This window comes from Photobacterium sp. J15, assembly GCF_963870815.1.
Lineage (GTDB): Bacteria > Pseudomonadota > Gammaproteobacteria > Enterobacterales > Vibrionaceae > Photobacterium > Photobacterium marinum.
This window is the reverse complement of sequence record NZ_CAWMUI010000002.1, coordinates 125921-145056: the sequence shown is the minus strand read 5'-3', so window position 1 is coordinate 145056 and position 19136 is coordinate 125921. Positions and strand designations below refer to the sequence as shown.

The window sequence follows — 19136 nt, the reverse complement described above, 5'->3', positions numbered from 1 at the left end:
CAAAAAACCCGCTTGGTTCACCGAAGCGGGTTTTTTAATATCATTTTTTGGCCATTAGCTGCGAATTTGACGAACGCGGAATGAACGACCTTTCATTTTGCCATTTTCTAGCTTTTTCAATGCAGGGCGAGCCACATCACGGTTAACCGCGACATAAGCACAGAAATCAAAGACATTGATTTTACCTACCTGGTTACCGGCAATGCCGTTTTCACCGGTTAGCGCTCCCAGAATGTCACCGGGACGGACTTTCTGCTTCTTACCGCCACCAATCTGCAAAGTTACCATTGCCGGACGATGAGTTGGCTGATCCAATAAATGCATCGGTGGTAGTTCTTCGCCTTCGATGGTTTTGTCCAGGTAGTCTTCAAGCAGAGCAATCTTATAGTGCTCTTTGTCACTGAAGAATGAGCAAGCCACACCTTTACTACCTGCACGACCAGTTCGGCCAATACGGTGAACATGGACTTCTGTATCTCGCGCCATATGGTAGTTCACTACCGCGTCCAGAGATTCAATATCCAAACCACGTGCAGCAACATCGGTTGCAACCAGCACAGAAGCACTCTTGTTGGCAAAACGCACTAAAGTCTGGTCACGCTCACGTTGTTCCAGATCGCCATGCAGCGCTATCGCACTAAAACCGTAATGCTCCAGCTCATCAGCCACTTCCTGTGTTTCTCGCTTGGTATTACAGAAAACCACTGTTGATTCCGGGCGATGGTGAGACAGCAACAGACGTAATGCCGTCAAACGATCATCGTTACTATCTACCTTATAAAAGTGCTGTTGAATGCTGCTATTGTCGTGAGTGGATTCCACCTTCGTCATCACCGGTTTAAACATAATGCGTTCGGCAATTGACTTGATCTGTGCCGGATAGGTCGCACTAAACAGTAAAGTCTGGCGACGCTTCGGTGCAGCATCAATAATGGCATCCAGCGCGTCCTGGAAGCCCATTTCCAGCATACGGTCAGCTTCATCCAATACCAACAGATTCAGGTTATCAAGATTCAGGAAACCTTTACGGACATGCTCTTCTACCCGTCCAGGTGTACCGACAATAATGTGTGCACCATGCTCCAATGAACCGATTTGCGGTCCAAACGGCATACCACCACAAAGTGTCAGCACCTTGATGTTGTGAATAGTACGAGCCAGCTTACGGATTTCTTTCGCTACCTGATCAGCCAGTTCACGCGTCGGGCAAAGCACCAGCGACTGAATCCGAAAACGCTTCACATTAAGAAGATCCAACACACCCAGACCAAATGCAGCAGTCTTGCCCGAGCCTGTTTTACCCTGTGCAATCACATCTTTACCAGCCAGAATATGCGGCAGACTCTGCGCCTGAATTGGTGTCATCGAGTTATAACCCAATGACGACAGGTTTTTAAGTAACTCTGGTTTCAAATCCAGGGTCGAAAAGTCAGTCTGGCTCACAGTCAGTATCCTATTTGGTTCAGATAAGATGCCGGGCGAATTATCACGGCAACAAAGGAGGGTGCACCAGTTCTCACTGAGGCTAGCCGGCCTTTCCCCGTTAACCTCAACCCAATACACCAGCAAGGGCAGCGACACTACCAGTCTTTGACGATAAATGAAACAAAAAACGGGAAGACCGCAGATCTTCCCGTTTCTGTTTCACTTCAAGTTTTTTTGCAGATTGCTGTGATTATCGAGATAGGCAATCATGCTATAAAGGATACAGAGCACGATTTAACAAAGGTTAAGCGCTCAATAATTCAAAATTTAAGCTGATAATATTCGCTGTCACTAAAAGGCCATAAACGATAGCCGCGATTGCAATAATAAACGTATATAGCCTGTACACATCTTCACCAAAAATACTGATGAAAGTTTTTGCTCCTCGCATGCTATGGAGTAGATCCGGCTTAATGATATTTGCAATAACCCAATAAACACCTATCGCAACAAACAATAATCCTTTTACGTTCACCTCATACTCCATTGTTAATATCCCATCACTCTTAATGAAGTCATAAGATGCTTTTCTTAATTCAAATTTTCTCAACGAATGAAAAGAACAGCAAATTAGTGTTTTTAATAACTAAATTAGTACGATTTATACAAAAAACGCTGATGCGCAGTCGATCGCAAAAGCATGTCAACAGCAATTATCCGTTACCAATAACTTGATAATTGGGAATAAAAACAAGAATGTAATTTGATGTAATCGCTAATAACATTTCTATCGCCAATACTCTTTTACATACCCTTTGTTTTCAACGTAAAACAAGGGGGAAATATGATAAAAAAATCACTGCTGTCCATAGCACTTGCGGCAGCATGCTGCTCACAGGCTTATGCCATTACACCTGCAAATTTAAGCCAGCTCGGAAGCGGACTTGATGTCACTTACAGCGTGCTGGACAACACCCAGGATGAATGGCGCACATTCCGAGGTTCACTCTCTCTGACCAATAACAGCGCGACAGACTTACCGGCTTCTGGCTGGGCTATCTATTTCAGTCATATCCGCATGTTTAAAACTGTCGCCACATCAGCACTAAAAGTTACTCATGTGAACGGCGATATTTTCAAGCTCGAACCAACTTCGCAGTTCCAACCTCTGAAACAGGGGGAGACATTTAGCTTTGAGTTTGATGCCGGTGACTGGCAGGTTGCAAAAACCGATATCATGCCAAACTGGTATCTTGTTTCTGAAGACAAAGGCCAGGAAATTACCGCGCTCATCACCAGTACCAGCAACACCATCAACGGCAAAGTACCAGTAAAACCTGGTGATGAATTACCTTTCGTCAGCGACTTTACTTCAGCCAAACAATGGAAACGCTACAACAGCAGTGCACTGGCTGATCATTACGACCCGTTTACAGCAAAAGACCGCTATGAGCGTAACGCCGATCTAAACAAAATCGACAACCTTGCCGGCGTTGTTCCAACACCAGCGGCGATAACTGTCGGTACAGAAACTGTCACCCTAAATAATAACTGGGTTGTTACCTTCGACAACGGCTATCAGGAGCAGGCAGAATATTTGGCCAAACAGCTAGGCCTGCAAACAGTAAACTGGACACCTGCGACATCGAACACTATCCACATTGGCTGGGGCTCAGTGACGGTTGACGGCCAGCAAAAGTGGGCAGAAGCTTATAACCTTGACGTAAATACAACCACCAGCACCATCAAGATCAAAGCCGTCGATCAGGCTGGTGCCTTCTATGCCGCGCAAACCTTGCTGCAACTGAAAGATGGTATGGCGATTCCATCAGCCAATGTTACCGATGCTCCTCGCTTCCATTACCGCGGCCTGTCTATCGATACTATCCGTAACTTCCGCAGCAAAGATTCTATGCTTCAGTTGCTGGAACAAATGGCAACATTGAAACTAAATAAACTACATCTTCGTCTTGCCGATGATGAAGGCTGGCGTATCGAAATTGCAGATCTGCCTGAGCTGACAGAAGTAGGCTCAAAACGCTGTCACGACATCACAGAGCAGAAATGTCTGCTGCCGTTCCTGGGCGCGGGTCCAAATGGTACGGCTGAATCAAACGGCTTCTTCTCAGCCGAGGATTACCGTGAAATTCTTCGCGTCGCCAAGAATCTGAATATTGAAGTCATCCCAGAACTGGATATGCCGGGCCACGCCCATGCCGCAATCAAGTCAATGGAAGCCCGCTACCACAACTTCATGAAGCAAGGTGATGCTGCCAAAGCCAACGAATACCTGCTAACTGATTTCAATGATAAGACTGAATACCATTCAGTGCAGATGTTCAACGACAACGCAATGAACGTCTGTATGGAATCAACTTACAAGTTCGTGGATACCGTTGTTGCCGGACTGGTTGCCCTTCATCAGGATATCCAGCCACTGAAAACCTTCCACTTCGGCGGTGATGAAATTGCCGGAGCCTGGAAAGACTCCCCTATCTGTCAGGACTTTATTGCCAACAATAACAAAGGCGTGACGGATGTTTCAGAACTCAGCCGCTACTTTGTCGAACGCATTTCGACAATCACCGCCAACCATGGTCTGAACCTGGGCGGCTGGGAAGACGGCCTGATGCACAATAACAAGGTTTACCCACCTAGCCAGATGGTCAACAAGCAAGTAGCCGGTAACGCATGGCAAAACATCTGGGAATGGGGTGTTGCCGACCGCGCCTACAACCTGGCTAACAACGGCTACGGCGTTGTTTATAACCAGGCCAGCCACTTCTACTTCGACCATCCGTACGAGCCGGATCCGGAAGAACGCGGCTATTACTGGGCACCTCGCTTTACCGATACCCGTAAGTCATTCGGCTTTATGCCTGATGATCTGTTCGCTAACGCCGACTTCACCCGTGCCGGTGTACCAATCACCAAAGAAGAAGTACTGGCTAAGGCCGGTGTGAAATCACTTGAGCGTCCAGAGAATGTTCTGGGTCTGCAAGGTTCAATCTGGGCGGAAACCATTCGTACAGAAGAGCAATTCGAGGGCATGCTGTTCCCTCGCGCTATTGCACTGGCAGAACGTGCATGGCATACCGCACCATGGGAAGCCCATGACAAGAACAAAGTAGCAGCAGATGAACCTGCACGTAATGCAGATTACAACCGCTTTGCTAACCTGCTTGGCCAGCAAATCCTGCCGGATATGGAAACCGATGGCATCAGCTTCAACCTACCGGTTCCGGGTGCTGTCATCGAAGCAGGTGTGCTCAAAGCCAACTCGCCATTCCCTGGCCTTGCTATCGAGTATTCAACCGACAATGGTCAAAGCTGGCAGGCGTATGATCAGGCAAACCCACCAGCGGTAGCTGCACCGGTTAAAGTACGCACTGTATCCGGCGAACGTAGCAGCCGCACAGCAAGTGTGAACTGATTCACCTGTAATGAACGATAGAAACATTGTGCGATAAAACAACACAATAAAACAAAGCCCCGATTTGTAAGAATAAATCGGGGCTTTATTCATCCACTACACAGCCATATAAGAATAAATGGATATTTTGCCGGTATAACTGCTCAAGGTAAGCAATGGTTTCTTCCTGTGAACAATTTTCCCGTTTAAGTGGATAAAAGAAAAAAGGCATCATCACCAGCGCATTGAAACTATCTTTAAGCAGGAAGACATCTAGTTTCGGGTCAATAAAACCTTTCCCCTGTAAAGTGGTAAATATTTTTATATGGAAAGCGTCGGTATAAGCCAGAATGGATTTATCAATAAAACTTCGTCGCGGCCCGTCTTTCAGCACCAGGGTTTTATATATAATTCCGAGCAATTCCGGATGTTCAATATCCAGATAAAAGATCGTCATAAATAAATCTTCGATGGTATTGCGGGTTGCAGAGGCTTTTTCCAACTGATTCAACCTGGCAAAGAATGGGGAATAAATATCGTCAAACACCGCCTTATATAGCCCAGCTTTGCTTTTGAAATAGTAGCTAATCAAAGCAACATCAACGCCCGCGTCAGCGGCTATCCGCCTTGTAGTAACCTTCTCATACGGGTGCTTCATGAACAGCTTTCGGGCAATATCCAGAATCACTTGCTGACAACAAGTCTGATCCGCCTCCTGCCTTGGCCTGCCACGGGTTTTAGCTAACGCATTCATTCCTTTCCTGATCGATTGCAAAAGATTTGGCTGATTACACCTTAAACAAATTCAGAAAAAACCAAACCTGTTCATATTTCTGATATTTGGTAATGAATACCCCAAAAGCATTTGATTTAAATCAATCCATTATTAACGAATTCATCAAATGACTGAGTTTGCGGAATAATAAAGCTAATAAAGTGAGAACCCGATCAACCTGTTTATTCATGACCTTTACTTACAATAAAGTTGAGCAATGCCAATATATAAAACGTAACTTGTCGTGCCAGAGGTCTTTAAAATCGAATAGTTACAATATGAATCCGACATTTTCTATATAAATAGAAATGAATTAAAAATAGATCCAGTTAATACAAGAATCATACTATGGGTTCATGTGAACTATTCCCGCCCGGCACTTATCTGTCAGACAGAAGATAGAAAAGGAATCTCTTATGAACGTACCTGGAAACGAGAATAGTGCCCCCGTCAATGAGCTCCCCGGAAGCTCAGTACCTAAACCGCAACAACCTTCACCGCAACAAAACAGCCAAACCGGAAATCCGCCTGGTTTCATCGAACGTTTCTTCAAACTCTCCGCCCATAACACTACCCTCTCCACAGAAATTATCGCCGGTATCACCACTTTTATGACCATGGTTTACATCGTCTTTGTAAACCCGCAAATCTTGTCTGCCGCCGGAATGGATCCCAGCGGGGTTTTCGTGGTGACCTGTATGATCAGTGCTCTAGGTTGTATCGCCATGGGGCTGATAGCCAACCTGCCGATTGCACTGGCGCCAGCCATGGGACTTAACGCCTTCTTTGCTTTCTCCGTTGTTGTCGGTATGGGAATAAGCTGGCAGACAGGTATGGGAACTATTTTCTGGGGAGCCATCTGTTTCGCTCTAATGTCGCTGCTTGGGATCCGCTCATGGATCCTGAGTAACATTCCGCGCTGCCTGAGAATTGGTATTCCGAGTGGCATCGGCCTTCTGATTGCGTTAGTCGGCCTCAATAACGCTGACATCGTGGTTGCCAGCCCGGCCACCATGATCACCGTCGGCGATTTAAGCTCATTGCAATGCGTACTCGGAGCCCTGAGCTTCTTCATTATCGTTATCTTAGCTTCCCGTGGTATTCATGCCGCTGTGCTGATTTCCATCGTGGTCGTAACTACCATTGCCGCAATCATGGGTGATGTCACCTTTACTGGTGTTATCTCAATGCCACCAAGCATTGAGAATACCTTCGGCCAGCTCGATATTGCAGGCGCTTTAGATCTGGGACTGGCCGGTGTGATTTTCTCCTTTGCCCTAGTCAGCCTGTTCGACAGCTCCGGCACCATGATCGGGGTAACGGAAAAGTGCGGGATCACCGATGACCGCGGCCGCTTCCCTCGGATGAAACAGGCCTTGATGACAGACTCAATTACCTCCGTAACCGGCGCCTACATGGGCACCTCTACTGTTACCGCTTATATCGAAAGTTCGGCTGGGGTTGCCGTCGGTGGACGCACAGGTCTGACTGCGGTTGTCACCGGGCTGCTGTTTATCGTCGTGATTTTCTTCTCACCGCTGGCTGCCATGGTGCCGGGTTATGCCGTAGCCGGTGCTTTGGTTTACGTCGGTATTCTGATGTCATCCGGCCTTGCAAAGGTGAACTGGGGCGACATGACAGAAGCAGCTCCCGCTTTTGTTACTTGCATCATGATGCCGTTCAGTTTCTCTATTACCGAAGGGATCGCAACCGGATTTATCACCTATTGTGTAATGAAAGCAGGCAGCGGGCGTTGGAGTGAAATCCACCCCGGCGTCGCCATTGTTGCACTGCTGTTCATTATTAAATTTGTCTTCGTCGACGGTCATTAATCAGGAGAAAAATGATGTCGAATCTAATGCACAAACATACCCAACAAATCAGCAGGGAACAGCTGCTCCGAATACTCGCAGTACAACGCAGAGAAAAACCTGCGGCACTGAAGCTGACGAACCTCTCTGTGCTTGACCTGATCAACGGCGAAACAATTCCCGGCCCGATTGTGATCGACCAAGGACATATCGCCGCCGTTGGCGCAGAAGCAGAATCGCTGAACGCAGAACGAACGGTAGACTGCCACAGCCAAACAGCCGTTCCCGGCTTTATTGACGGCCACATGCACGTTGAAACCTCAACCATGACCCCGTTTGAATTTGAACGGACAACCCTGCCGCTCGGCACCACAAGTATTGTCTGCGATCCCCATGAACTGACCAATGTTATCGGTAAAGAAGCTATCGAGTGGTTCCTGCGTTGCAGCGAGATGATGACACAAAATATGTTCGTCCAGATCAGCTCCTGTGTTCCGGCCGTGGCCGATCTTGATATCAACGGCAGTGATTTTTCCCTGGAAGAGATGAGAGCCTTTGTCGACCATCCGCATGTTCTCGGCCTGGCCGAAGTGATGGACTATCCTTCCGTTATCAACGCCAATCCGGCGATACACGATAAACTTTCTGCCTTCAGCGGCCTCAATATCGACGGTCACTGTCCTCTGGTCAGCGGGCTTGATTTGTCAGCCTATGTTACCAGCGGCATCCAGAACTGCCACGAAACCACCAACTTTGAAGAAGGAAAAGAGAAGCTCACCAAAGGCATGGCGGTAATTCTGCGTGAAGGATCGGTAGCGAAAAATCTTGATGCTCTGGCACCACTCATCACCGAATACAGTTCCCCGCAATGCCTGCTGTGTACCGATGACCGGAATCCACATGAAATCGCCAAAGAAGGCCATATCAACTATATGGTTAAACGGCTGATCCAGCATCACAACATACCGCCGCATCTCGCTTATCGGGTTGCATCATGGTCAGCAGCCCACCACTTTGGTTTGCACCGCCTTGGCCTGATTGCTCCCGGCTATAAAGCAGACATCAACCTGGTTCAGGATCTTCATCAGGTTGATATCCAAAGAGTGCTGATTGGCGGTCAATTTGTTGATGAACTCAGACTCGACGAATCAGTTACCAGTAAACTGGAAGCCTCTGCCCCACCGTTGCAGCCAACTATGCAGCATGCTCCCCTCACAGCAGAAGAACTTGCAGTCTCACTACAAAACGGGGATTACCATGTCATTGAAATTGTCCACAATGAACTGCTGACCAACCACCTTGTCTGCCACTACGACGGACAAGAGTTCGATCAACCGGGTATCAACAAGCTGGCTGTTGTTGAACGCTACGGCCACCAGCTACCGCCGGTAATGGGACTGGTAAAAGGATTTGAACTCAATCAAGGAGCCATCGCGACCAGTGTTGGTCACGACTCTCATAACATTGTCGCTATCGGCGTTGACGAACAGAGCATAGCCCTGGCAGTTAATCACCTGTTAGATATCGGCGGTGGTTACTGCGTCGTCCGGGATGGAAAGGTGACAGCCGATCTTAATCTGGCGTTAGGCGGGATCATGAGTCTCGAAAGCTCTGAAAACATCACCAGCCAAATCGTAGCATTGAAAGCAGCGGCAAAGGCGATCGGTATTACCGTTGACGAGCCATTTGTTCAGATGAGCTTTCTTGCCCTGCCGGTGATCCCATCGCTGAAAATCACCGTGAAAGGGCTGGTTGATGTCGAACAATTTAAAGTCATCGAACTACAGAAGGAGTGATACCTTACTGACGGCTCGCACCGCTTTCATGCTCCAATAGCCAGACTTTTAAGTCCAAACCTCCGGCATAGCCTGTCAGCTTGCCGGAGCTGCCAATCACCCGGTGACAAGGGACAATAATCGGAATCGGATTTTTCCCGTTTGCAGCACCGACGGCCCTTACCGCTTTCGGATTGCCGATTTTATTGGCGATATCGGCATAGGAGCATGTCTCACCGTAAGGAACATGGTTAAGTGCCTGCCATACCTGGCGCTGAAAATCAGTACCATGCATCTTCAGCGGCACATCAAAATCCTTCAGCTTGCCATCAAAATAAGCGGACAACTGCTGGCAACAATTGGTTGAGACTGAATTAGGCTCCTGTACAGCCTCAGGATCAGCATCAAACTCAATCGCAATAACAGCTGAATCATCAGCGACAATATTCAACCAGCCGATCGGAGTGTTTAATAGCTGATTATTCATGACAAAAGGCTCCATAAATACAAAGTCAAATAGCTGCGCCAGGGAGCAGCGAGAGTACCATCAAACGAGGTTGGCAGCATCTCTAGTGCCTTCTTTACACCCAAATCACCGGAGAGAAAAATATCCGGGTCGCTGAGCCCCCTCATTCGCAGGTAGTTCACTGTCCACGGGCCAATCCCCGGCAGCTCCAACAAGGCTGCGTTATCATCCAGAGAATTATCGCTGGCCGCATAATCTGAAAATAACCTCAACGTTTCCCGTCTGCGTTTCGGCATCTTTAGCTTTTCAAGATCAAAGAGACTGACTTGCTCCGGGCTCGGAAAAAAATACTGTGTTTGTGCCGAATCCGCCGACTGATGATTATCCGGATTAAGTGCCACAAACTGCCCGACCAAATTTCGTGCTGCTTTCACTGAAACCTGCTGTCCCAATATCGCCCGGATCCCGGCTTCAAACGGGCTCCAGATTCCCGGCAGACGAATCCCCTCCATCGCCAACGACTCACAACCCAGCGCCCGACTGAGCTGACTTTCTATCAACCGAACGTCAGCATCCAAATCCAGACAGCGGCGAATATTCTTAATCACCCGAGGTAAATAACTGAGTTCTGAAAGCTGTAGCTCAACCCGAAAAGAAGCGTTACCCGACTGATGATGCGCGGTGAAATAACCAAAACAGTTACCATAATGAAATGTCCGACCGTAACTGTTATCGCCCAGCCATTCGAGTCCGGGGATCAAACGTGACGCGAAGAACTGTTGCAGATAAGCCCAGTTATACGGCGGACGATAAGCCAGGGTAATTTCAATGCTTTTACCTGCAATCTTTTTGCCTGTTGTAACCGAGCCTTTACCCTGCTTACGGATCTGCGTCGGGGTAAGGGAGAACTGTTGCCTGAAACAGTCATTGAACCTGCGAATACTGTTGAATCCGCAAGCCAGTGCCACATCGGTTATAGGCATTCGGGTATCATGCAGCAGCTTTTTCGCCAGCAGGCACTGCTGATACAGACTGTATGATTTGGGTGACAAGCCGATTTCATCGCTGAACAACTGGCGCAAGTAACGCTCAGTGATCCCCAACCGTTCGGCAAGGCGGGGCAACGGATGCTCAGACAATGCCCCTTCATCAATCAGGCGCAACGCACGATTCAAAGTGGCATTTTTCCCCAACCATGCCGGAGAGCCGGGCGCGCTGTCAGGGCGACAACGCAAACAAGGGCGATAACCAGCATTAGCTGCAGCTATGGCCGTCGGAAAATACTCGACATTTTCTTCTTTCGGGGCCGGAGCCGGACACACTGAACGGCAGTAAATACCGGTGGTTTTCACCGCAGTAAAAAACAGCCCGTCATAACGGTGATCTCTGGCAAGTCTGGCTTGCTGGCATTGGGCGGAGGTCAGTTCCACAACTCGGTTCTCTTCCTGTTTTAACGTCCTTATCTCTTTAGTCTAAAGACATTAACCAGTAAAACTAGCCAGAATCGGTAGTGAATACTGGCACTCCGAGCTGCGATAAATCAATCCCTGATCCTATTTCAAATTCAGGCGTTTCATTAAGCGGTGTAAATTGCCCGGATTGACTTTTAACTGCTTCGCTGTTGCGCTCAGGTTTTTATTGTTCTCCAGATAAGTACTTTCAACCAACTGAGTCTGAAATTGATCCACAGCTTCTTTTAATCCAAGTTGCCGGTATTCATTCATATCAGTATCTGTAGTGACATCTGGCTGGTATTCGGTATTTTGTGAACCGACTGACTCACCAGAAAGATTAAAATGCCTCGGCTGCAATATAATCTGATCTGTCTGGCTGTTTGATTTTGCGATAACCGATGCTCTGTTTATCGCATGCTCCAGTTCACGAACATTACCGTGCCATGGATAGCTCTGAATGATAGACAAGGTTCTCGCATCAAAACTAATATTGGCTACCGCTAACTTATGTGCACACCGCTCAGCAAAGAAGCCAGCAAGAAGAACAATATCTTTATCCCGCTCTCTCAATGGCGGAACAAACAAAGGAAATACACTCAGGCGATGATATAAGTCTGCTCTGAAACGACCTTCTTTCACTTCCTCATGCATTACACGGTTGGTAGCTGCAATGATACGAACATTCACCTTGATATTTCTATCGTCACCTACTCGCTGAATATCGCCGTATTGCAAAGCTCTGAGTAGTTTAGCCTGTAAAGGAAGCGATAATTCACCTACCTCATCTAAAAACAAGGTTCCATTATCCGCCAGTTCGAACTTGCCTTTACGGTTACTGATTGCTCCGGTAAATGCCCCTTTGACATGCCCGAACAGTTCACTTTCTGCCACGGATTCCGGCAGCGCGGCACAGTTCAGGTAAACAAGAGGGTTATCTGAGCGAGCAGACTGAGCATGAAGGGCATTGGCTACCAACTCCTTACCGACACCCGTCTCACCCATAATCAATACAGAAAGATCCGTATCAGCCACGGCATCTATCTGCGCCTTAAGCTCGAGCATAGGCTGTGACTCTCCAATGATCTCAACTTGCTGGCTAAGCTTGTGAGAGCGCCTTGGCGTACTGGCTTCGATCCCTGCCGATCTCTCCAGTTTTTCCATCAACAATGCTGTATTCAGGCTACTTGCTGCCAGCGCACTGATAATTCGCAGGTCGTCATTTTTAAAGTTATCAAACTGGGTCGGATCAAAGGCATCTATTGTTACCGCGCCTATCAGGCGTTCTTCCAGCATAAGCGGTAAGCCGATACAGGAATGGACTTTGAGTTCATCCTCATGACTAGGAATAAGCCCGTCATAAGGATCTGGCAGATCACTGTCAGACGGAAAACGAACAATATCACCCGCCCTTGCAATGGCTTCGAGGCGTGGATGTTGTTCAATATCAAATCGACGTCCGAGTACATCGGCACTCAAACCATTAATGGCCAGCGGAACAAATTGCTGATCACGAAATAGCAGCAAGGCTGAAGCATCACAATTCAGCGTCTGCCTGATTGTTGAGAGCAATCTGTCGAACCTGTCCTGATCAGAGATACCAGATGTAATATCCAGTGCAACCTGTATCCACTCTTTACCAACCTTCGCCATAACCATGTTCGTACCCATAAGCTTTGTATTACTGGCAATAATTGTATCTTAAAGACAACGACCTATCTTTATCCAAATGACAAAACACGCCAAAAAAGAACTTAAGATTCTGATTTAAGATAAAAAATAAGAATCTATTTTTTACTATTAATCCTTAAATAACACTCTCAGCATCGCCTCTAAAAGTCTTTATCATTTAGATAATATTTATCTTTTTAACAATGCCATCCATATTGTCAAATTAACAAAAACCAACCTCACCAAATCATAAGGCATTGATAAATAAAGATTTAAAAACATGGCATACATCATGCTCTTATATCTGAAAACGTCGTAACTGTTTTAAGGTAAATAAGATGACTATTCATGTAAAAAATAACATCCACTGGGTTGGTCAACGTGATTGGGAAGTTCAGGACTTTCATGGTACCGAGTATAAGATGACCAAGGGTACCAGCTATAACAGCTACCTGATCCGTGAAGAAAAAACAGTACTTATCGATACTGTTGATCACAGATTCAGTCATCAGTTTATCCAAAATCTAGAGATGGAAATCGACCTGAAAGAGATCGATTTTGTCGTCGTTAACCATGCAGAAGAAGACCACTCCGGCGCGCTTTCAGCACTGATGGAGAAAATACCAGGTACACCGATTTATTGTACTGAAGCGGCGATCGATTCTATCGTTGGCCATCACCACCACCCCGAGTGGAACTTCAAAACAGTTAAGACGGGCGACACCATTGATATCGGTAACGGCAAGCAGCTTATCTTTATTGAAGCACCTATGCTGCACTGGCCGGATAGCATGATGACATACCTAACCGGTGATGCTGTTCTGTTCAGTAATGACGCTTTCGGCCAACACTACTGTGATGAGCACCTGTTTAACGATGAGGTAGATCAGAATGAGCTAATGGAGCAGTGCCTGCGTTATTACTCCAACATCCTTACGCCGTTCAGCAATCTGGTGACCGCCAAGATTAAAGAGGTACTGAGCTTTAATGTCCCGGTAGATATGATTGCCACATCACACGGTATTGTATGGCGCGATAACCCGACTCAGATTGTGCACCAGTACCTAGAGTGGGCTGATAACTACCAGGAAGATCGTATCACCATCTTCTACGACTCTATGTCGAACAACACCCGCATGATGGCTGATGCCATTGCCCAGGGGATCCACGACTTTGATCCGAAAGTGGCGGTTAAGGTATTCAATGTTTCCAAACACGATAAGAACGAAATCCTGGCTAACGTATTCCGCTCAAAAGGTATCTTTGTCGGCTCATCCACAATGAACAATGTCATGATGCCTAAAATCGCCGGTATGCTGGAAGAGATCACTGGCCTGAGATTCAGAGGCAAAAAAGCGGCAGCCTTCGGCAGTTACGGCTGGAACGGTGGTGCGGTAGACCGTATTCACGCTCGCCTGACAGATGCCGGATTTGAAACTGCACTGAGCCTGAAAACCAAATGGCGTCCGGACGGTAAAGCCATGCGCGAGTGCCGTGAACACGGTCGCCAGATTGCTAAGCAATGGGCTATACATTCAGAAGCAACCCTGGCTTCAACTCCGACTCAGTCAACAACCAAACCTGAACCGGTAGCACCGATCGCAGAAGTCGTCCCAACCAAACAAAGCTCCCACCCGGCAGACTGCCAGTGCATGATCTGCACCGTATGTAACTGGATTTACGATCCGGCGACTGGTGAGCCGAATCAGGGTGTTGAACCTGGTACACCGTGGAATGAAGTACCGGATTACTTCCTGTGTCCGGAGTGCAACCTAGGCAAAGACGTCTTCATTGAACACAACAAAAGCAATGGGGAGGCAGCCTGATGACAGATCCTCTTATCATCATTGGTAGCGGCTTTGCCGCTTACCAGCTGGTTAAAACCTTACGCCGTAAAAACAGTGATATTGCTATCCAGGTATTTACGACGGACAACGGTGATGAGTACAACAAACCAGATCTCAGCCATGTCTTTAGCCGTCGGCAGACCGCTGATGATCTGATCTCAATGACGGGTGAAGCATTCGCCAGTCACTACCAGGTAGAACTGTTTGCAAATACCAGAGTAGAGGCGATCGACGCTGAGGCGCACTCCATCATCGCTAACGGCACCAGCTACCGGTACTCGAAACTTGTTCTGGCAACCGGTGCCAACGCTTTTGTACCCAAACTCAAGGGTAATGCTGTCGATAAAGTGATCACCCTTAACAGCCTGAAAGAGTACCGGGAGTCTCAACAGCATATCGCAGGCTCACAACGGATTCTGATCATGGGCGGCGGACTTATCGGGGTGGAACTGGCAATGGATCTGGCATCCAGTGGCAAACAGGTTCGGATTGTTGAGCCGGGTGAACAGCTGATGGCGAGTGTAATGCCAGAATTTGTTTCAACACCTTTGGAGAAACAGCTACGCAATGACGGTCTGCATATTGATAGCCGAAACTATGTTACCGCGATTAATGACGCTGACGACGGGCTGGCAGTATCTACCAACAATGGTATTGAATACCGCGCTGATTGCATCATTTCAGCCGCCGGACTGCTTCCAAATACAGCGCTGGCAAAGCAGATCGGAGCAAACGTAAATCACGGTATTGTTGTCGATAGTCAACTGAGAACCAGCATCAAAGATATCTATGCACTTGGCGATTGTGCTGAAATCAACGGCAAGGTAATGGCGTTTCTACAACCGATCATTCTAAGTGCTAATGCGCTTGCCAGTCACCTGCTGACCGGAGCTGGCGAGCTGAAAGTTCCGGCCATGATGATTAAGGTAAAGACACCAAACTATCCCGTTCAGTCTGGTGGGCAATTTAACGCCGAATCAAAATGGCAGGTTACGTTTTCTGACCAGGGCGTACTGGCAAAAGCCTATAACCGGGAACAGCAACTCACAGGTTTCGTGGTCACCAAAGAAAATGTAAGCCAGGCATTTCCGTTATTTCGAGAACTTCAAACAGCTAATTCAGGCACTTCAGAGCGCTAACTAATTCAAAGAGCCAGGAGAGATATTATGAGTCATCAACGCATTCCCAAAAACTGGACCATCCAACGCTCAACGCCGTTTTTTACCAAAGAGAACGTACCTGCGGCGCTGCTTTCCCATCACAATACTGCTGAAGGTGTATTCGGCCAGCTTTGTGTAATGGAAGGTGTCGTAACTTACTTCGGTTTTGCCGACGAAAACGCCACCGAGCCGGAAATTAAAGTTGTAATCCCAGCGGGCAATTTTGCTACCAGCCCTCCGCAGTACTGGCATCGGATCGAACTAAGTGACGATGCCCAGTTCAACATTAATTTCTGGTCTGAGTCCGACAAGACAAATCAGAAAATGTACAACACCAAATCCGACACTTAATAAGCCTTCAGACAAGCGAATACAAAACTGAGATCATCGGGCAGGCACCTGCCCGATTACAGTTATATCGAACTGCTGATATTCGTTCTGAAACACAAAAGCTATCTGGATCAGGCTGACAAATTCTTGAAGAAGTATCGCTCTAATTCCTCAATTTGCCCGCTGCACAGCAATTTCATCGCGCCCTTAATATGTTCCAGCGGCCAATCCCACCACTTTATCGTTAACAGTGATTGAATCGACTTTTCATCAAATCGCTTTTTTACCACGATATTGTTACCGACAACGACAGAGTAAGGCTCGACATTTTTTGTAATCACAGCCCTGGCACCTATCACGGCACCATCACCGATTTGAACGCCTGGCATAATCATCGCTTCACTGCCAATCCAAACATCATTGCCTATTACAGTATCACCCGCTCTCAGGAATCCATCCTGAACATCGCCACCAAATGTTTCTGCTGAAAATGGAAATATTGAGATCCAATCAATGCGATGGCCCTGGTTTCCCGCCATCATAAAAGTGGCTCCCGACGCGATGGAGCAAAACTTTCCTATGCGCAGCTTGTCTACATCTCCAAACTGACCGCTTGCCCATACTTCCTTGGTCGACTCGTCCCCCAGTAAATAGCGAACAGCCTGCTCTTCAAACGACTTTGAATGATAAAAACCCGAGTAATAGCTGTAGTCTCCAACCTCAATATTGGGGTTGGAGACATGCTCTTTTAAGTTTTGGCCCTCAAGCCAACTGTTGAATAACTGCATCTGTTACCTTCCTCCTCTCTGTATTGCCGGGAGTTTAAATCCCCTCTATTATTTCCAGTAGCACTCATTTAGTTATTCAGAATTACCATATGGAAATAAAGTGGCTCACCTATATCCCCATCTACATCGCACTGTGTGAGGAAAAAAGTATTGCTGGTGCAGCAAGGAGGCTCAATTGTTCAAATGCGCACGTGAGCAGGCAGCTAAAGCAGCTTGAAGACATTCTTTCTGTTCAGTTGATACAAAGGACAACCCGCCAGTTCAACCTTACTTATGACGGCGTTGAGTTTTACAAGCAGGTGAAGTACTTATTTGAAAGCGCTGAGGTTATTAACGAAAAGTTATGTTCAACAGAAAAGGTTGTTGGCAAACTGCGTGTAGCGGCTTCAGCATCATTCGGTGCGATATTGTTAACAGAGCCCTTAGCTCAGTTTTATCAGGCGTACCCAGGATTAGAGATAGAGATTATCTTTACAGAAAGTCCGCTAGACCTCATTGAGTCGGGCTTTGATGTTGCATTTTTCATGACTGACTCCCCGCCGGAAGGTTATGTCGGGCATTATCTTCGCTCACTGCATTGCAAGCCATTCGCCCATGAGAGTTATATTAAAAGCCACGGTGAGATTGAACATCCTTCCGAACTCGACAAATACAACCACATTCTTTATAGAAATACAGAGTTCATGTTAGATAACTGGACGTTTCAGAATAAAACGACCAAGGAAGCGGTACCCATCAAGCTAAAGGGCGCGTTCAGTGTCAATCTTGTGTCGTCGATGGTTGATGCCATGTTAAGCGGGTGCGGTGTTACCATGCTGGATGATTTAGCGCTATCCAAACTGCCGCAGGAAAAACGAAAAGAGGTCATTCAACTTGTTCCCGATTGGGAAACAAGCCCGATATTACCTTTGTATATTCTCTATCCCAAAAGGGAACATTTACCCAAGCGCACCAGAGTATTCGTTGATTTTTTCCGAAACCACTTAAAAGGTGTTTGATCGCCAAAGCTCAAGTGCTCCGCATGTTGGCGATGCTTAAGTGTTTCAACAATAAAGTGATTTGATGGTGTCTTTCAGCCACAAAACCTTGGGATTGTAAGCATTGCGCTTGTGCCAAATCATCGTAAATGGATTAGAGAGGCTCCTGCGAAAATCACGGCCCCCGTAATAGCAACAGGTTTCGACCGACAGAATCAGCTATTTTTCCCGCAAAAAGCGTGGTGCTTGCCATACCGGCCAAATACACAGAAAAAACGATGTGAAGCTGAGCTTCTGTTGCATTAAGGTCAGCGGCAATCTGGGGTAAACCAACAAGATAGAGATCGATAGCGGTAGGATACAACAATACAAGAATGAAACTGCAAATAAGAAATAGGATCATGAAAACCTCACAAATCAGTTGTGAGGATAATAATGTTGTAAATAGTTACATGCGAATGGGTTCTACGACAGCAGGTATTTCCATTGACAACAAACGCTGAAATGAATGAAGTAAAGGGCCATCAGTACTGACTCATACGCGATCTGACGGTTTCGGTGGTGTAGTTTGACCTAAGCTTACAGTTCTACACCACACCATCCAACTCACTTTTGGACAGAAACGATTTAGGTAAATAGCTCTAAATCGTTTCTAAAACATGAGAAAAAGTAACTTGAAAGCTCTGATGCTATGACTTTCGTCACATCTAGTGAGCACAAAATAACGACCTATTTAGATCAAAGCATTGAACTCTCTTGCTGCTGTTTCTTTTTCTTCTCTTTTTCGCTTTGGGTATTAAAGGCTTTCAAAAGGTCTGAGTGGATATAATTCATAGATAGTTGAAAGCTCATGTGTGGAGCTTCCAATGTAATCTCAGTCTCACCATCTTTGTATGTCGCAGATTTATTCCCAACGAAAGGGATTTTTTGGTTTACTAGTTGATATTTTTTCCCAAGAGTGCCATTCAAATAATCAAACTTACTTTTCGGCAGTTCGGTTAAAACCGCAATCAGTTTGTTGGAGCGACTAAAGATCACAGTCACATCATTAATTCCTTCAAATTGTATTTGCTTTCGAGGAATCTGATACATATCACCTTGACTATACTTATTGATACCTTGATGGGATACATTGTATTTACTTTTAAGTTGTTCAACAGTAGTTTCACCAATCGTTAGCCCAAATACAGTAGGGTTTGCGTACACCGATTGGCATATAAATAATAGTGCAAAGATTAACTTCTTCAT

At 46.6% G+C, this 19136-nt stretch carries 15 protein-coding genes and 1 pseudogene; 7 read left to right on the top strand and 9 right to left on the bottom strand.

What is annotated here, in order from left to right:
• Window positions 1-54 precede the first annotated feature (54 nt).
• On the bottom strand, window positions 55-1443 hold the full coding sequence (gene dbpA / locus AACQ93_RS17525; protein ID WP_064607125.1) for an ATP-dependent RNA helicase DbpA: 1389 nt from the start codon (window positions 1441-1443) through the stop codon (window positions 55-57).
• 286 nt (window positions 1444-1729) lie between these two features.
• A complete protein-coding gene (locus AACQ93_RS17520) occupies window positions 1730-1960 on the bottom strand; it encodes a hypothetical protein (protein ID WP_198160179.1) in 231 nt (76 codons plus the stop codon).
• A 309-nt stretch (window positions 1961-2269) separates the two neighbouring features.
• Between AACQ93_RS17520 and AACQ93_RS17515 the strand changes: the two genes are divergently transcribed.
• Window positions 2270-4858, top strand: coding sequence for a family 20 glycosylhydrolase (locus AACQ93_RS17515; RefSeq protein WP_064607119.1), 2589 nt, complete (start codon window positions 2270-2272; stop codon window positions 4856-4858).
• A gap of 85 nt (window positions 4859-4943) precedes the next feature.
• Here the strand turns inward: AACQ93_RS17515 and AACQ93_RS17510 are convergent, their stop codons facing one another.
• Window positions 4944-5591: a TetR/AcrR family transcriptional regulator gene (locus AACQ93_RS17510; protein WP_064607116.1), complete on the bottom strand. Its 648-nt coding sequence runs from the start codon at window positions 5589-5591 to the stop codon at window positions 4944-4946.
• A gap of 437 nt (window positions 5592-6028) precedes the next feature.
• On the opposite strand from AACQ93_RS17510, the gene AACQ93_RS17505 reads away from it, so the two are divergent.
• Window positions 6029-7444, top strand: a complete 1416-nt coding sequence (locus AACQ93_RS17505; RefSeq protein ID WP_084419284.1) for an NCS2 family permease — start codon at window positions 6029-6031, stop codon at window positions 7442-7444.
• A gap of 11 nt (window positions 7445-7455) precedes the next feature.
• Window positions 7456-9219, top strand: a complete 1764-nt coding sequence (gene adeD, locus AACQ93_RS17500; protein ID WP_232323352.1) for an adenine deaminase — start codon at window positions 7456-7458, stop codon at window positions 9217-9219.
• A gap of 4 nt (window positions 9220-9223) precedes the next feature.
• On the opposite strand, the gene AACQ93_RS17495 is transcribed toward adeD, so the two are convergent.
• The 3 genes from AACQ93_RS17495 to norR all read right to left on the bottom strand — a co-directional run bounded on the left by AACQ93_RS17495 (window position 9224) and on the right by norR (window position 12768).
• Window positions 9224-9685, bottom strand: a complete 462-nt coding sequence (locus AACQ93_RS17495) for a methylated-DNA--[protein]-cysteine S-methyltransferase (protein ID WP_064607109.1) — start codon at window positions 9683-9685, stop codon at window positions 9224-9226.
• Window positions 9682-11094: a DNA-3-methyladenine glycosylase 2 family protein gene (locus AACQ93_RS17490; RefSeq protein ID WP_064607106.1), complete on the bottom strand. Its 1413-nt coding sequence runs from the start codon at window positions 11092-11094 to the stop codon at window positions 9682-9684. The genes AACQ93_RS17495 and AACQ93_RS17490 overlap by 4 nt, the downstream gene beginning before the upstream one ends.
• A 123-nt stretch (window positions 11095-11217) precedes the next feature.
• The gene (gene norR, locus AACQ93_RS17485; protein WP_064609594.1) at window positions 11218-12768 is read right to left on the bottom strand and encodes a nitric oxide reductase transcriptional regulator NorR; all 1551 of its coding nucleotides are present in this window, start codon (window positions 12766-12768) and stop codon (window positions 11218-11220) included.
• A 356-nt stretch (window positions 12769-13124) separates the two neighbouring features.
• On the opposite strand from norR, the gene norV reads away from it, so the two are divergent.
• From norV to AACQ93_RS17470, 3 genes are read left to right on the top strand one after another with little or no spacing between them, the layout of a single operon-like run.
• Entirely contained in the window at window positions 13125-14612 is a 1488-nt protein-coding gene (norV, locus tag AACQ93_RS17480; protein ID WP_064607103.1) for an anaerobic nitric oxide reductase flavorubredoxin, read from the top strand.
• The gene (gene norW / locus AACQ93_RS17475; RefSeq protein ID WP_064607101.1) at window positions 14612-15772 is read left to right on the top strand and encodes an NADH:flavorubredoxin reductase NorW; all 1161 of its coding nucleotides are present in this window, start codon (window positions 14612-14614) and stop codon (window positions 15770-15772) included. Before norV ends, norW begins: the two co-directional genes overlap by 1 nt.
• 27 nt (window positions 15773-15799) lie before the next feature.
• Complete coding sequence (locus tag AACQ93_RS17470) at window positions 15800-16144, top strand: DUF1971 domain-containing protein (RefSeq protein WP_064607099.1); 345 nt, start codon at window positions 15800-15802, stop codon at window positions 16142-16144.
• Between the two features lie 110 nt (window positions 16145-16254).
• Here AACQ93_RS17470 and AACQ93_RS17465 read toward each other — a convergent pair whose 3' ends face one another.
• A complete protein-coding gene (locus AACQ93_RS17465) occupies window positions 16255-16911 on the bottom strand; it encodes a CatB-related O-acetyltransferase (protein ID WP_064607095.1) in 657 nt (218 codons plus the stop codon).
• Window positions 16912-17000: 89 nt separating this feature from the next.
• On the opposite strand from AACQ93_RS17465, the gene AACQ93_RS17460 reads away from it, so the two are divergent.
• Complete coding sequence (locus tag AACQ93_RS17460) at window positions 17001-17909, top strand: LysR family transcriptional regulator (protein WP_064607093.1); 909 nt, start codon at window positions 17001-17003, stop codon at window positions 17907-17909.
• Window positions 17910-18040: 131 nt separating this feature from the next.
• Here the strand turns inward: AACQ93_RS17460 and AACQ93_RS17455 are convergent.
• Both AACQ93_RS17455 and AACQ93_RS17450 read right to left on the bottom strand, forming a co-directional pair.
• A pseudogene (locus AACQ93_RS17455) lies at window positions 18041-18291 on the bottom strand (MFS transporter); the annotation flags it as partial.
• Between the two features lie 335 nt (window positions 18292-18626).
• On the bottom strand, window positions 18627-19136 hold the full coding sequence (locus AACQ93_RS17450; protein ID WP_064607087.1) for a hypothetical protein: 510 nt from the start codon (window positions 19134-19136) through the stop codon (window positions 18627-18629).